The 15814-nt window shown below is 46.0% G+C and carries 13 protein-coding genes; 6 read left to right on the plus strand and 7 right to left on the minus strand.

Annotation, left to right across the window (positions count from 1 at the left end; translation table 11 throughout):
- Positions 1–248 precede the first annotated feature (248 nt).
- From fre to trxA, 6 genes are all read right to left on the minus strand, one after another.
- Positions 249–956 (minus strand): NAD(P)H-flavin reductase, encoded by a 708-nt coding sequence (gene fre, locus AACV20_RS01440; RefSeq protein ID WP_017044373.1) that lies wholly within the window; start codon positions 954–956, stop codon positions 249–251.
- 14 nt (positions 957–970) lie between these two features.
- Positions 971–1240, minus strand: a complete 270-nt coding sequence (locus tag AACV20_RS01445; protein ID WP_013855397.1) for a 2Fe-2S iron-sulfur cluster-binding protein — start codon at positions 1238–1240, stop codon at positions 971–973.
- Complete coding sequence (gene ubiD / locus AACV20_RS01450; protein WP_170907832.1) at positions 1237–3093, minus strand: 4-hydroxy-3-polyprenylbenzoate decarboxylase; 1857 nt, start codon at positions 3091–3093, stop codon at positions 1237–1239. The genes AACV20_RS01445 and ubiD overlap by 4 nt, the downstream gene beginning before the upstream one ends.
- Positions 3094–3170: 77 nt before the next feature.
- Entirely contained in the window at positions 3171–4166 is a 996-nt protein-coding gene (locus tag AACV20_RS01455; RefSeq protein ID WP_170899610.1) for a hypothetical protein, read from the minus strand.
- Between the two features lie 108 nt (positions 4167–4274).
- Positions 4275–5534 carry a transcription termination factor Rho gene (rho, locus tag AACV20_RS01460; RefSeq protein ID WP_010319292.1) on the minus strand — a complete coding sequence of 420 codons (1260 nt, stop codon included), beginning with the start codon at positions 5532–5534 and terminating at the stop codon, positions 4275–4277.
- A 199-nt stretch (positions 5535–5733) separates the two neighbouring features.
- Entirely contained in the window at positions 5734–6060 is a 327-nt protein-coding gene (gene trxA / locus AACV20_RS01465) for a thioredoxin TrxA (protein WP_170907833.1), read from the minus strand.
- A gap of 111 nt (positions 6061–6171) precedes the next feature.
- Between trxA and rhlB the strand changes: the two genes are divergently transcribed.
- Positions 6172–7482: an ATP-dependent RNA helicase RhlB gene (gene rhlB / locus AACV20_RS01470; protein ID WP_170907849.1), complete on the plus strand. Its 1311-nt coding sequence runs from the start codon at positions 6172–6174 to the stop codon at positions 7480–7482.
- A gap of 7 nt (positions 7483–7489) precedes the next feature.
- On the plus strand, positions 7490–8983 hold the full coding sequence (gppA, locus tag AACV20_RS01475; RefSeq protein WP_019281051.1) for a guanosine-5'-triphosphate,3'-diphosphate diphosphatase: 1494 nt from the start codon (positions 7490–7492) through the stop codon (positions 8981–8983).
- 105 nt (positions 8984–9088) lie between these two features.
- Here the strand turns inward: gppA and AACV20_RS01480 are convergent, their stop codons facing one another.
- Entirely contained in the window at positions 9089–9763 is a 675-nt protein-coding gene (locus tag AACV20_RS01480) for a 7-cyano-7-deazaguanine/7-aminomethyl-7-deazaguanine transporter (protein ID WP_026028324.1), read from the minus strand.
- 391 nt (positions 9764–10154) lie between these two features.
- Here AACV20_RS01480 and gmk point away from each other — a divergent pair, with 391 nt between their 5' ends.
- The 4 genes from gmk (at position 10155) to recG (ending at position 15600) form a co-directional block, all read left to right on the plus strand.
- Positions 10155–10778, plus strand: a complete 624-nt coding sequence (gene gmk / locus AACV20_RS01485; RefSeq protein WP_017044367.1) for a guanylate kinase — start codon at positions 10155–10157, stop codon at positions 10776–10778.
- Between the two features lie 103 nt (positions 10779–10881).
- Positions 10882–11154, plus strand: coding sequence for a DNA-directed RNA polymerase subunit omega (gene rpoZ / locus AACV20_RS01490; protein WP_013855406.1), 273 nt, complete (start codon positions 10882–10884; stop codon positions 11152–11154).
- A 39-nt stretch (positions 11155–11193) separates the two neighbouring features.
- The gene (spoT, locus tag AACV20_RS01495; RefSeq protein ID WP_017045712.1) at positions 11194–13314 is read left to right on the plus strand and encodes a bifunctional GTP diphosphokinase/guanosine-3',5'-bis pyrophosphate 3'-pyrophosphohydrolase; all 2121 of its coding nucleotides are present in this window, start codon (positions 11194–11196) and stop codon (positions 13312–13314) included.
- Between the two features lie 207 nt (positions 13315–13521).
- Entirely contained in the window at positions 13522–15600 is a 2079-nt protein-coding gene (gene recG / locus AACV20_RS01500) for an ATP-dependent DNA helicase RecG (protein ID WP_026028451.1), read from the plus strand.
- The last annotated feature ends 214 nt before the right edge of the window (positions 15601–15814 follow it).

Below are 15814 nucleotides of genomic sequence, written 5' to 3' on the forward strand. Positions count from 1 at the left end.
AAAAGTGTCAAACACTTTATTAAATTATTTCGTCTTACCGATTTGACCTACTGATTGACTGCTCGTTGGGCTTGAACCCTTACTGGCTGTGCCGTGTCAGTGAGGCGGCATTATAGGGAGAACGAAGGTGAGTGCAAGCGGTTTTTAATAAAAAATAAGAAAAACATCTATTTTGTTTAAATAGCAGCCACAAAGCGTCAAAAGAGAGCATTTCGCTCTCTTTTGATAGGCTTTAATCTCTCTCGATCTTAAATAAAAGCGTAGGCATCAGCAAACATGTGATCGCTTTTTGCATTTTTGTATTGGGTAAACTGTTCTCTTGCTGCTCCAGCCATATCAAAACGACCTGCAATATAAATGTCGTACGCTTCTAACGACTCGAAATCATCATTGATCGCTTGGAGTACATTGCCAACCTTGCCATTCCAACCTTCATCAGCCGTTTCAACAACAGGTACAAAGTGGATGTTCTCAAATTGCTGAGCAATCTCACTCAGTTCTGTTTTTGCATAGAGTTGGTAAACGTCTTTTGCTCCCCAGTACAAATAGATAGCGTTACTTTTCTTTTGGCTAATACAGTGATCTAAAATCGAGCGTACATAGCTAAAACCTGTTCCTCCAGCAATGAGTAGTAGAGGGCGCTCATTTTCTTTTACCCACGCATCACCATGAGGTGCATCTATATTGACTAAACCCTTGTTGCTTAATGCCGTTCTCATTTTCTCAACCACTTCCTGTGCATAAGCATTGTGCTCGGCGGCACCAATGTGCAACTCTAGTTCACCAGTACGGCAAGGGCTGCTTGCGATAGAAAATGGACGTTTATCTTTCTCACCCATTTCTACCATGAGATATTGCCCAGCTTTAAATGCAAGAACGCTTTCAGGTTGGAGGATGATTTTATAAGTATTAGAGGCTAATGGCTCAATTGACTTTACTTTACATTGGGTGGTCATGTTTTTCCTCTGACTTACTCTGCAAAAGTAAGTACTAAGTTACTTGTTGCAAAGGCTTGGCAAGGGAATATCCAACCTTGTCGCTGCTCTTCGTCAGTCAACATAGGTTCTAAGTTATATTCCACTACACCTTCTAATTTTCTGCACATACACATAGCGCATGCACCTATTTGACAACGGTGTGGAAAAGAGATGTTCTTGTTGAGCGCAGCTTCCAACACCGTTGTACCGTCTTGCACTTCAAAAGTATCGCCTTTCGGCAGCAAGATCACCGTATAAGTCATAAAATACCTAGCTCATCCCAGAGCGAGTCTATTTTGGTGACGACCTCGTGATCTTTTTGGATTGGCGTCCCCCACTCTCGCTGAACTTCACCAGAGAGTTTGTTGGTTACATCCAGCAGGAGCTTGGAACATTGCCCTTCATTAGCTTCTATACGATCAGTATCCCGAGACGGATCCATGCGCGTGGTTATCGCCCAAATCACATCATTCCAATCTCGGATATTCACATCATCATCACAGAGCACAACAAACTTCAGGTTTGAAAATGTCTCTAAAAATGCCCATATCTTTTTTAACAGCTCTTGAGATTGACCAGCAAACGCTTTGTTCATGGATACCATCAAGAAACCATCATTAGAAAATGGCACTAAATAGATATCAACAATCTCAGAATGCTGAGCTCTAAGCTGATCCAAATGCTCAGTTTTGATCTGAGGAGTCGTTGATGGTGATGACTGTTGTCTTGTACCGTCACTCTCAACATCCCATTTAATGGTAGCATCTAAGCCCATTTTGGAGCCTAGCCCCACCACTGGAGAGGCAAAATCAAGTGAATCAATCGGTGTATGTTCGATGAATAAAGTGTCTCGGAGTGGGTCCATATGTGTTGTCATTGCATTGATAACTGAATTCCAATCACGAGCATCGACTGATTCATCGCACACCACCACATATTTAGTGTACATAAACTGGCGAAGGAACGACCAAACTCCCATCATGACTCGCTTTGCATGACCAGGGTATTGCTTTTTCATCGTCACCACCGCCATTCGATAAGAACAACCTTCCGGCGGTAAATAGAAATCGACGATTTCAGGGAACTGTTTTTGGAGTATAGGTACAAACACTTCATTTAACGCAACACCAAGCACAGCTGGTTCATCAGGTGGGCGTCCGGTATAAGTGCTATGGTAGATAGGATTGCTGCGCATTGTGATATGCGTAACCGTAAAGACACGATGCTTTTCAACTTCATTATAGTAACCCGTGTGATCACCATAAGGCCCTTCGTCAGCATATTCGTTTGGATCTATGTAGCCTTCCAGCACAATTTCCGCACTAGCAGGCACATCTAGATCATTACTGAGCGATTTAACCACTTCTGTTTTACTGCCTCGTAGCAATCCCGCAAAAGCATATTCAGAAAGCGTATCTGGCACTGGTGTCACCGCGCCTAAAATGGTTGCAGGATCAGCACCAAAAGCCACTGAAACTGGGAAATTCTCTCCGGGGTGAGTGTCCATCCAATCTCTTAAATCTAGAGCACCACCACGATGCGCCAACCAACGCATAATGACTTTGTTTTTACTGAGTTTCTGTTGGCGATAAATCCCGAGATTTTGTCGCTTCTTGTTTGGCCCTTTAGTGATGGTCAGCCCCCAAGTCAGAAGAGGAGCAACATCATCGGCCCAACAACTCATCACTGGGATTTTGTCTAAGTCAACATCGTTGCCCTGCCAAACAATCTCCTGGCAAGGAGCCTTGCGTAGTCGTTTGGTTGGCATGTTGAGCACTTGCTTAAATAAAGGCAATTTATCGATAGCATCTTTGAAGCCCTGTGGTGGCTCGGGCTCTTTGAGATAAGCCAGTAATTTGCCGACTTCCCTTAACTCTTGGACCTCTTTACGCCCCATGCCGATCGCGACGCGTTTTGCGGTGCCAAACAAGTTAGTGAGCACGGGAACCGTATAACCGATCGGGTTTTCAAATAGCAAGGCAGGACCTGCGGCACGCAAAGTGCGGTCGCTAATTTCCGTCATTTCATAATGAGGGTCAATCGGGCAAGTAATGCGTTTTAGTTGGCCTGTTTTTTCCAGATGGTCAACAAATTCACGTAAATCCTTAAAGCTCATAGGCCTACTACATCGCTGATTAAACTGCAGGCAGTATAACAAAAACAACCCATTAACGATCCCCAAATTTCATAGGGTTATTGAGAGAGGGCTTGCAAAATACCACGACTTTTCACCTGAGAATTACTCACCAGTAAATCCTTTAGCCAGCGGCTGTGTCCCTGCTCGACCAAAGCACTGGCCACTAAATTGACCTCTTCATTGATTGACATTTTGGCTATCAGAAAGTCGCGGATATCAGAACGCATGGGGCTGATGCGAACTAATGCCTTAATCGCTTGTACTTTTAAACTTGGATTTTCACTGGCGGCCATGATCTGTTTTATCGCAAATTCATCGCTTACGCTGGCTAATCGTGTGAGTTCCTGCTGAATGGAGAAATCGACCCGCATCAGCCACAGGAGTTTATAGATTTTAGGATCTTCACTAACTTGAGCTAATCGAACCATCACTTGTGTGGAAGGCAACCACCCGGTCACTGGCTCTGATGTCAGTTGCTCAGTGAGCGCAGCCAAAGCACTTGGGGATAGTGTATCTAACTCGCGGATCAGTAACGTTTCGCGAATTTTTACTTGATATTGAGTCCCTGACAACCATGTTTGCAGTACTAGCTCTTGGCGCTCCGCCTTCACCAAGAAGTCGAGAATGGTTTGTTCCTGCCGCCAACGCTTTAATAAACGGCTGGCTATCACAGAAGAGTCAAAAGCTGGAGTTGAGAATTCATAGCCTTGTTCTTTTTCAACAACTTGGTAAGTGGGTGCAAGCGCTTGCTGCTCTTCAATGAATATCACCATATTCGGCGTTAGGGCGAGATCCAACTGCTCGATTTTTTGCAGCAACAGAAAACGTGCGGCTTCTTGCGGTAATAGCGCTAAACGTTGTAATGAAAAACGCAAAGAATCAAATTCATCATGTACCGCGTACTGCAATAGCTCTGCACTTTTATGGCGAATTTGTTCTTCCTGAAGCCATTTTTGAGCTGTATCAGACGTTATTTCTATAGAGGCAGCACTTGGCCACGCACAAAATAAAAATAGCGAGAGGAGAAGCGACGACAACATTCCTTGTTGCATTTTAACCTCCTTGTAACATTTGGCCTATTGTGGAAGGTTAATGGGTCAAATGCAAACAAAAACGCCACCGATAAATGGTGGCGTTGGTCATACTAAACTTAGCGTCTATTATTGACGGCGCATCGCATCAAAAAACTCATCATTGGTTTTCGTCATCGCGAGCTTATCAATTAAGAATTCCATTGCGTCACTTTCACTCATTGGGTGAACGATCTTACGCAGAATCCACATTTTTTGTAACTCATCAGGCTTAGTAAGCAACTCTTCACGACGAGTACCGCTGCGGTTGAAGTCGATAGCAGGGAAGACACGTTTTTCCGCAATTTTACGGTTAAGGTGCAATTCCATGTTACCTGTACCTTTAAACTCTTCGTAGATAACTTCATCCATTTTAGAGCCGGTATCAACCAATGCCGTCGCAATAATCGTTAAACTACCGCCTTCTTCTACATTACGAGCCGCACCGAAAAAGCGCTTAGGGCGTTGCAATGCGTTGGCATCCACACCACCAGTCAACACTTTGCCAGATGACGGGATCACTGTGTTGTAGGCGCGAGCTAAACGTGTGATGGAATCAAGCAGGATAACGACATCTTTCTTATGCTCAACCAAACGTTTTGCTTTTTCGATCACCATTTCTGCCACTTGTACGTGACGTGAAGCTGGCTCATCAAACGTAGAAGCAACCACTTCGCCTTTCACAAGGCGTTGCATTTCCGTTACTTCTTCAGGACGTTCGTCAATCAGTAGCACCATCAACACACAATCAGGATGGTTGTTAGCAATACTTTGCGCGATATTTTGTAGCAACATGGTTTTGCCCGCTTTTGGCGGAGCAACAATCAAACCACGCTGGCCTTTACCAATCGGAGAGGCAAGGTCTAGAACTCGTGCCGTAATGTCTTCTGTCGAGCCATTACCACGCTCCATGATCATACGTTCATTGGCATGCAGTGGAGTTAAGTTCTCAAATAAAATCTTGTTACGTGCATTATCCGGTTTGTCGTGGTTAACGGTGTTAACTTTTAACAATGCGAAATAACGTTCGCCTTCTTTTGGTGGGCGAATTTTGCCGGATACTGAGTCACCGGTGCGTAAGTTGAAACGGCGAATTTGGCTTGGTGATACGTAGATATCATCAGGGCCAGCTAAATATGAACAGTCGGCGCTACGTAAGAAACCAAAACCGTCTTGAAGAATTTCCAAGACCCCATCACCAAATATATCTTCACCACTTTTTGCGTGCGCTTTTAGGATGGAGAAGATGATGTCTTGTTTTCTTAGACGCGCTAGGTTTTCGAGGCCTAGGCTCTCACCAAGTTTCACAAGATCAGACACAGGTCTGTTCTTCAATTCTGTTAGATTCATTGTGGTGGATACTTGTTTAGTCAAAATAGGATCTATTTTCTAGTTAAGATGGATTTTGGTCTCAGGATCGACCAAGAAGTGAACACTTGTCTAATTAACGTGCGATAAACTAGCACTAAATAATAGCCTAGTCTAGAGTTTGTTTCTTTTCAAAAAAACAAAGCCGTGCATCAGAAAATGTACGGCTTTGCGATACCTGTTATAGGTTTACGTCCAAAAACTCTTTCAATTGAGTTTTTGATAACGCACCAACTTTCGTTGCAGCGACGTTGCCATTTTTGAACAGCAGCAAGGTTGGGATGCCACGAATACCAAACTTAGGTGGAGTACCTGCGTTGTGGTCGATATTTAATTTACCGATAGTCAGTTTGCCTTCGTACTCGCTAGCGATTTCATCCAAAATTGGCGCAATCATCTTACAAGGACCACACCATTCTGCCCAAAAATCAACAAGAACAGGGCCTGCAGCTTTGATTACATCGTTCTCAAAACCATCATCTGTAAGCTGCAAAATCTTATCGCTCATCTTCCACTCCAATATGTTTTTCTGCACTGATTATAAGCTAACCAGTAAATAGATGCTCTATTGGAATGTATTTACTTTCGTATTGCAAGCTTAAGCTGATATTCTATGGCGATGAAAAAGACACATATCACAGAGCAAAAGTTCGCCGATTTGGGATTACATCCTCAAGTTGTTGAAGGATTGGAAAAAAAAGGGTTCGATTACTGTACCCCGATCCAAGCCTTGGCGTTGCCGGTACTGCTCACCGGCCAAGACATTGCAGGCCAGGCCCAAACAGGGACTGGTAAAACGCTTGCGTTTCTCGCTGCTACTTTTAACCACTTACTAACAACCCCTGAACATGAAGGGCGAAAACCGACGCAGCCGCGTGCCATTATTATGGCTCCGACTCGTGAGTTAGCGATTCAAATTTATAACGACGCCGAACATCTGATTGCCAGTACTGGCATCAAAGCCGCGCTGGCTTACGGTGGTGAAAGCTACGATAAGCAATTGTCTAAGCTGCAAGATGGTGTCGACATATTGATCGGTACAACAGGACGTATCATCGATTTCTACAAACAACACGTGTTTAACTTGAATAATATTCAAGCTGTAGTGCTGGATGAAGCCGATCGCATGTTTGACCTTGGTTTTATCAAGGACATTCGTTTTCTGTTTCGCCGTATGCCTGAACCTAAAGAACGCCTGAACATGCTATTTTCAGCCACGCTTTCTTATCGCGTTCAAGAATTGGCGTTCGAGCACATGCATAACCCTGAGCACGTGGTTGTTGAACCAGAACAAAAAACTGGCCATCGCATCCAAGAAGAGCTGTTCTACCCGTCTAACGAACATAAGATGGCGCTATTACAGACACTGATAGAACAAGACTGGCCAGATCGCGCCATCATTTTTGCCAACACAAAACACCGCTGCGACTCTATTTGGGGTCATTTAGCCGCAGATGGGCACCGTGTCGGCTTGCTAACGGGCGATGTACCACAGAAGAAACGTGAAAAGATCCTTGAGCAATTCACTACCGGTGATGTCGACATTCTTGTTGCAACCGACGTGGCAGCGCGAGGCTTACACATTCCTCAAGTCACACACGTATTCAACTACGACTTACCTGATGACTGTGAAGACTACGTGCACCGTATTGGTCGTACAGGTCGCGCAGGAGAGAGTGGTCACTCGATTAGTTTTGCCTGTGAAGAGTACGCCATTAACCTAACCGCGATTGAAGAGTACACCGGGCACGCAGTTCCTGTTTCTGATTACGATGCATCGGCGTTGATTGAAGACTTACCACCGCCAATTCGTCTGCGTTCTCGTAATCCTCAGCAGCGCCGTACTAATAACAATGGCCCTCGTACTGGCAACCGTAAGCCACAAAGTCGTCGCCCACGTCAACCGCATCAAAGTAATAAGGGTTCGTAATCCATTTATGAGTAAAGCCGTCTCCTCGCCGCTCTACGCTGCCATCGACCTTGGGTCGAACAGTTTTCATATGCTCATCGTGCGTCATATTGATGGCAGTGTACAAACGATGGCCAAAATAAAGCGCAAAGTACGCTTGGCCGCCGGGTTAGATGATAACAACGCTCTTAGCCAAGAAGCGATGCAGCGAGGATGGGACTGCCTCAGTTTATTTGCGGAACGACTGCAAGATGTACCCGCCAGCAATATCCGTATTGTTGGCACTGCCACACTGCGTACAGCCACCAACGTTGAACTGTTTTTAACTCAAGCCAACCAAATACTCGGCCACCCCATTCAGGTTATTTCCGGTGAAGAAGAGGCGGCTACTATCTATAAAGGAGTGGCGCACACTTCAGGTGGCTTAGGACGACGCTTGGTTGTCGATATTGGTGGGGCCAGTACTGAACTCATCATTGGTGAAGGGTTCGATGCCAAAGCGTTAACCAGTTTAAAAATGGGCTGCGTCACTTGGCTTGAGCGCCATTTTAAAGACAGACAACTTAACGCGGCTAACTTTAATCGAGCGATCGATGCGGCAAAACAGACGTTAGCGCCTATCCTTGAACAATACTCACAGTTAGGTTGGGATGTGTGCGTGGGTGCCAGTGGCACAGTACAAGCGTTGCAAGAAATTATGCTAGCGCAAGGGATGGATGAGGTGATCACTCATACCAAACTAAAACGCTTGCAAAAACAAGCGATGCTCGCCGATCACTTGGAAGAGCTTGATATTGAAGGCTTAACTTTAGAGCGAGCGTTAGTTTTCCCAAGTGGCCTCTCGATTTTAATTGCCATCTTTGAACTGCTCGAGATTGAATCGATGACTTTAGCTGGCGGCGCATTGCGTGAAGGCTTAGTGTATGAAATGGTCGAAGAGCTGCGCCAAGATGACATTCGAACGCGTACCATCAATAGCGTTCAGGTGCGATATCAAATTGATGTTGACTACGCCAAGCAAGTGGCTCAACTTGCCCAATCGCTGCTCAAACAGTGTGGGGGGGAAGATTGGATTGCGGAACCGCAAGCTGAAATGCTGCTCACTACCGCTGCACAATTGCATGAAATAGGGTTAGCGATTGATTTAAAAAAAGGCGGTGAACACAGCGCCTACCTGTTACAAAACCTCGACTTACCCGGCTATACCCGTGCACAGAAACACTTTCTAGGCGAAATTGCTCGTCGTTATCGCGAGCAGCTCTCTTCATTGCCAGAGCAGTACGCTCTGTCGGGCAACAGCGCCAAACGGGTGTTACGTTTACTGCGCCTTGCCGTATTGCTCAGCCATCGTCGTAACGAGGCACTACAGCCTAAATTTACACTGCAAGCTCAAGGTGACCAACTGACTCTTCGGTTATCCGCCAAATGGTTAGCGGCCAATCCTCTCACCACCGCCGAGCTGGATATTGAAGCAAACCGTCAAAGCGACATTGGTTGGCCACTCATTATCGACCCATCATAGTTATAAGATGCAGACACATAAAAAAGCCCGAGCAGCACTTGCTCGGGCTTTGATTTTCTATCTTCCTAGTATAATAGCTTGCTACTCCACTACTGAACATTTCAACTACTGAGCATTGATCCCAACGGTTCGAAAATCAGGGTTGACCGCTGTCAGCTTCCGGATCAAGTAATTGAGCAGCACACCGTACATCGGCACAAACAGGCCTAAACTGATCACCAGTTTAAAACCATAATCGACCAAGGCAATTTCGGTCCAATGTTCAGCCATGAATGGATCGGGGCTTTGATAGAAAGCAATCGCAAAAAAAGCGACCGTGTCTAATGCATTACCAAATAACGTAGAACATGTTGGCGCAACCCACCATTGCTTCATCTGGCGCAGACGATTAAACACATGCACATCCATAATTTGCCCTAGCAAATACGCCATAAAACTGGCAATCGCAATACGCGCAACAAACAGATTAAACTCATGAAGCTGAGCAAGCCCTTGGAATTGACCTTCAAAAAATAGCACCGAGAGTGCATAAGAAACAATCAAAGCCGGTAACATCACTAAGAAAATGATTTTACGAGCCAACGCTGCACCAAAAATGCGTACAGTGAGATCCGTTGCCAGAAAAATGAATGGGAAAGTAAATGCGCCCCAAGTGGTATGTAAACCGAATACAGTAAAGGGCAACTGAACCAGATAATTGCTTGATGCGATAATGATCAAATGAAATAGCACTAAAAGTGCCAAAGCTTTGCGCTGCTGCGCAAGGGTAAAGTAACTCATTGTGTACCTTTTTAGTTTGTTTTGGGGGCGAGGGAACCCAAATCGAAGAATTAGTCTTGCATTAATTTATAGGCTTACCACGCGATCATATTCAAATCACGAGCTCAGCGGCGGGCGATTATACAGCAATAAACCCCCTCGACAAGCCTTGAAATAAGAGCAAACGTTTACCCATTGAAGAAAATATCACCGTTTTAAAATTCCCCTTTCACAGCTAAAGGCCGACCTTTTTGTTGTAGACATCCATGGGAACGTGCTACTCTTCGCCTCCATTTTTTCTGGCCTTATTTTCATTTTCTAGGATGAAACTCTCTGGGTCAGTGCTATCTTTTAACATGCTGATAGACGCAAATATCAGCATTCAATCCTAACCTAACGTGGAACAGAACAGATGGGCAAAGGTACTCTTTATATCGTCTCTGCACCCAGTGGTGCAGGCAAATCAAGCTTGATCTCTGCGATGTTGGAAACCAACCCAACCTATGCGATGAAAGTCTCTGTTTCACATACCACACGCGGCATGCGTCCGGGCGAACAAGATGGTGTTCATTACCATTTTGTACAAAAAGAGCTGTTTGAAGAGTTGATTACTAAAGGTGAATTTCTCGAACATGCTGAAGTATTTGGCAACTACTACGGCACCTCTAAGGTATGGATTGAAAATAACCTCAACAAAGGCATTGACGTTTTTCTTGATATTGACTGGCAAGGCGCGCGTCAAATACGCGACAAAATGCCGGATGCAAAAAGTGTGTTTATCCTTCCTCCTTCAAAAGAAGAATTGGAACGCCGCTTGAATGCTCGTGGTCAAGACAGTGAAGCCGTCATTGCTAAACGTATGAATGAAGCTCAAGCTGAAATCTCGCATTACACCGAATACGACTATGTCATCATAAATGATGATTTCGATGTGGCATTAATGGATTTCAGAGCTATTTTACGTGCTGAACGATTGAAGCAAGACAAGCAAGCTGCTAAATATAACAGCATGCTCAACGCGCTACTGGCGGAATAATCACCCGCTCAAACAAGGCAAAGTCTATCGCTAGTATAAACAAAGATTAGACTGTATACTTTCTCGTCATTTAAAAATTTTTAGTTAACTATTTGGAGTTCTCATGGCACGCGTAACTGTTCAAGACGCTGTTGAAAAAGTGGGCAATCGTTTCGACCTAGTTCTGATTGCGGCTCGCCGCGCTCGTCAAATGCAAACTGGCGGTAAAGATTCATTGGTGCCAGAAGAGAACGATAAGCCAACCGTTATCGCTCTGCGCGAAATCGAAGAAGGTCTTATCACGAAAGATGTGCTTGATGCTCGTGAGCGCCAAGAGCAGAAAGAGCAAGAAGCCGCAGAATTGGCCGCCGTAAGCAGCATCGCTCACAACCGTTAATTCTGCCATTCAAATTCAACAACCTTCCGGGCCTATAATTTGTATCTATTTGATAGCCTTAAAGACGTTGTCCAAGAATACCTAACAGAGCCTCAAATTGAGGCTCTGCGTCAATCTTATGTGGTCGCACGTGAAGCCCATGAAGGGCAAACCCGTTCTAGCGGCGAACCTTACATCATTCACCCTGTTGCGGTTTCTCGAATTTTGGCTGATATGCGCCTTGATTTGGAAACGCTACAAGCAGCGTTATTACATGATGTCATCGAAGATTGCGATGTCACTAAAGACGATCTTGAAGCGCAATTTGGTCACGCCGTGGCGGAATTGGTAGACGGAGTTTCTAAACTCGACAAGTTGAAATTTCGTGATCGTAAAGAAGCTCAAGCCGAGAACTTTCGTAAGATGGTGCTGGCAATGGTGCAAGACATTCGCGTTATTCTCATCAAACTTGCTGACCGCACACACAATATGCGTACCCTTGGCGCATTGCGCCCGGATAAAAAGCGTCGTATTGCCCGTGAAACGTTAGAGATTTACGCGCCTCTTGCTCACCGCTTAGGGATTCATAACATCAAGACTGAGCTAGAAGAGCTTGGCTTTGAAGCATTGTACCCAAATCGTTATCGCGTATTGAAAGAAGTGGTAAGATCCGCTCGCGGTAACCGCAAAGAGATGATCCAACGCATCCACAGTGAAATTGAAGGCCGCTTGCAAGATTTCGGTTTGAAAGCACGCGTGGTCGGCCGTGAAAAGAACCTGTTCTCCATCTATAACAAGATGAAAACCAAAGAGCAGCGCTTTCATACCATTATGGACATCTACGCTTTTCGAGTCGTGGTCGACACTGCAGATACTTGTTATCGTGCATTAGGCCAAGTTCATAGCTTGTACAAACCTCGCCCGGGGCGCATGAAAGATTACATCGCCGTGCCCAAAGCGAACGGCTACCAATCTTTGCATACCTCGATGGTCGGCCCACACGGCGTCCCAGTTGAAGTGCAGATCCGCACTGAAGACATGGAACAGATGGCCGACAAAGGTGTTGCTGCTCATTGGTCTTACAAAGGTAATGGCGAACGCACTGGCACCACCGCGCAAATTAAAGCACAGCGCTGGATGCAAAGCCTACTTGAGCTACAACAAAGCGCTGGCAACTCGTTTGAGTTTATTGAGAACGTTAAGTCGGATCTTTTCCCTGATGAAATCTACGTCTTCACCCCCAAAGGCCGCATCGTTGAGCTGCCTGTCGGGGCAACTGCGGTTGATTTTGCCTACGCGGTACACACCGATGTCGGTAATACCTGTGTTGGAGCTCGTGTTGATCGAAACCCTTATCCGTTAAGTAAATCACTGAAAAACGGCCAAACGATTGAAATCATCAGCGCACCTGGGGCTCGTCCTAATGCCGCTTGGCTCAACTATGTGGTCACGTCTCGCGCTCGTACTAAGATACGTCAAGTACTTAAAACCATGCGCCGTGAGGAATCGATCACACTTGGTAGACGTTTGCTCAATCACGCGCTGGGTGATCTTTCACTCAGTGACATCAGTGACGAGAACATTAAGCATGTGATTGGTGAGCTTAAAATGGCCACGGTCGATGATCTGCTGGCCGCGATTGGTTTAGGCGAACTGATGAGTATTGTCATTGCGCGTCGTCTGCTTGGCGATGCTGATGAGCTGACCGAAGTGGAAAGCAATGATGGCAAACCGAAAAAGAAACTGCCGATCCGCGGCGCTGAAGGTATTTTGCTCACGTTTGCTAACTGCTGCCACCCCATCCCAGACGATCACATCATTGCGCATGTATCTCCGGGTCGTGGTTTAGTGGTGCATCGTGAAACCTGCCCTAATGTTCGTGGCTACCAAAAAGAGCCGGATCGTTACATGGCGGTTGAGTGGTCTAAAGATTACGACCAAGAGTTCATCACCGAACTGAAAGTGGACATGCAAAACCACCAAGGTGCGTTAGCGGAACTGACGAATGTAATCTCGAAAACAGGTTCCAACATTCATGGCCTCTCCACCGAGGAGCGTGATGGACGTTTGTATACTGTCACTGTGCTGCTGACCACCAAAGATCGCATTCACTTAGCAAACATCATGAAAAAAATTCGTGTGATGCCTCATGCACTGAAAGTGCGACGCCGGAAAAATTAAACTATCCAAATAAATAAAACCCCTTGCGGCTAACCACTCATGGGGTTTTTTATTTTCCGACACCCTACCCCCATCTTGCATTTTAGGCGTCACTATTCAAATTAACCGATGGTCTGCCGCTTATCGACCATTACATGATTTTATGCTGTACAAAAAAACAGTTCGATGGTTGAATAATAGATAACGATACTGTTAATGAGCCCTGTTATGTCACAGCTACTGTCCGCGATTCCTCTCACCTCACTCTCTGGCGTGGGCGCTAAAGTGGCTGAAAAACTGGAAAAGGTTGGCTTAATCAGTGTGCAAGATCTGCTGTTCCATCTCCCTTTACGTTATGAGGACCGCACACGGATCTACCCTATTGCTAAATTGCATCCCGGGCTTTGGGCCGCCGTGCAAGGTAAAGTCATGGCGGTGGATACGGTTTTTGGCAAACGCAAAATGCTCACAGTAAAAATAAGCGATGGTAACGGCACCATTACGCTGCGTTTTTTTAACTTTACGGCTGGGATGAAAAACAATTTTGCTGAAGGTAAGTTAGTGCACGCTTACGGTGAAATTAAGCGTGGTGGATTCGGCCTTGAAATTGTTCATCCTGATTATAAATTTTATGCTCCTCAGCAACAGCCAGATGTCGAAGCTAACTTAACACCCGTTTACCCAACAACCGATGGCCTGCGCCAACTCACACTACGCACACTCACTGATCAAGCATTAAGTTTACTCGACAAAGCCGCCGTACAAGAATTGCTACCTGCCGGGTTGTATGATCACCAAATTACGCTCTCTGAAGCGCTGCACATCATTCACCGGCCGCCACCGGGCATTAACCTGCAACTGTTTGATGAAGGGAAACACCCGGCGCAGGTTCGCTTAATTATGGAAGAGCTGTTGGCGCAAAACCTCTCCATGCTGGCTGTACGCCATCAAGGCCAGCAAGATATCGCATTGCCGCTGGCTGGGTCTGGCACACTCAAACAACAACTGCTTGCACAACTGCCTTTCTCTCCCACTAAAGCACAAACACGTGTTGTGACAGAGATCGAAGCCGATCTGGCACAAGCTCACCCCATGATGCGTTTAGTACAAGGTGATGTGGGCTCAGGGAAAACCCTGGTCGCTGCATTAGCCGCCGCACGTGCTATCGAACATGGCTATCAAGTAGCATTAATGGCACCGACGGAATTGCTGGCCGAGCAGCACGCAATTAACTTTGCCAACTGGTTTGAAGCAATGGGCATCCAAGTCGGCTGGCTGGCGGGTAAATTAAAAGGCAAAGCGAAAGAAACAGAACTGGCTCGCATTGCCAGCGGTGAGGCAAAAATGATAGTGGGTACTCACGCTCTTTTCCAAGAACAAGTTGAATTTCATCACCTTGCGCTCGTCATCATTGATGAACAACACCGCTTTGGTGTCCACCAGCGTTTAGAACTGCGTGAGAAAGGAGCGAAGCAAGGCGCGTATCCGCACCAGTTAATCATGACCGCAACGCCGATCCCACGAACTTTAGCGATGACTGCTTACGCTGATTTAGAAACCTCCGTTATTGATGAACTGCCACCGGGACGAACGCCCATTCAAACTGTCGCAATCCCAGATACAAAGCGTGATGATATCGTCGAGCGCGTACGTCATGCCTGTTTGAGTGAAGGAAAACAGGCTTATTGGGTCTGTACTTTGATTGATGAGTCTGAGGTGCTAGAAGCGCAAGCCGCCGCCGACACAGCGCAAGAACTACAACGCACTCTGCCCGATGTCAAAATCGGTTTGGTGCATGGCCGAATGAAGCCGAGCGAAAAACAAGCGGTGATGCAAGCCTTTAAAAACAATGAACTGCACTTGCTGGTTGCCACAACGGTGATTGAGGTTGGCGTTGACGTGCCGAATGCGAGCTTGATGATCATCGAAAATCCTGAGCGTTTGGGCTTAGCACAGTTGCACCAATTACGCGGCCGCGTAGGGCGAGGCTCTGTCGCCAGCCACTGCGTATTGCTTTACCATGCACCGCTATCGAAAACCGCGCAAAAACGCTTGGGTGTACTGCGTGAGAGCAATGACGGTTTCGTAATTGCTCAGCGAGACTTAGAAATTCGCGGTCCGGGGGAGCTGCTTGGTACCAAACAGACCGGCCTCGCGGATTTCAAAATTGCGGATTTAGTCCGTGACCAACGTTTAATTCCTGAAGTACAGCGCATTGCTCGCTACTTACACGACCATTATCCAAGCCACGCGACCGCCATTATCGATCGCTGGTTAGGAGAGAAGGACATCTACGCCAAAGCATAAGATTGTTCGTTCTGTATTCCCCTCTCCCTTACACAGCAAAGCAAACGTTTGCTTTCTTGCGTAAACCCTCTATAATTTCGCCAATTTTTTTAGTGAACTACTCACTTATCCAGTCCGAGCAGATTCTGATTAACAGCAATCACAGATGACGTGTCTGCTCCACTTAGTGCTCCCACTCAGCGAACGCTAAGACAACAACGCACCATTAGGAAAA

The organism is Vibrio sp. B4-6 (assembly GCF_963888245.1).
GTDB classification, from domain to species: Bacteria; Pseudomonadota; Gammaproteobacteria; order Enterobacterales; family Vibrionaceae; genus Vibrio; species Vibrio anguillarum.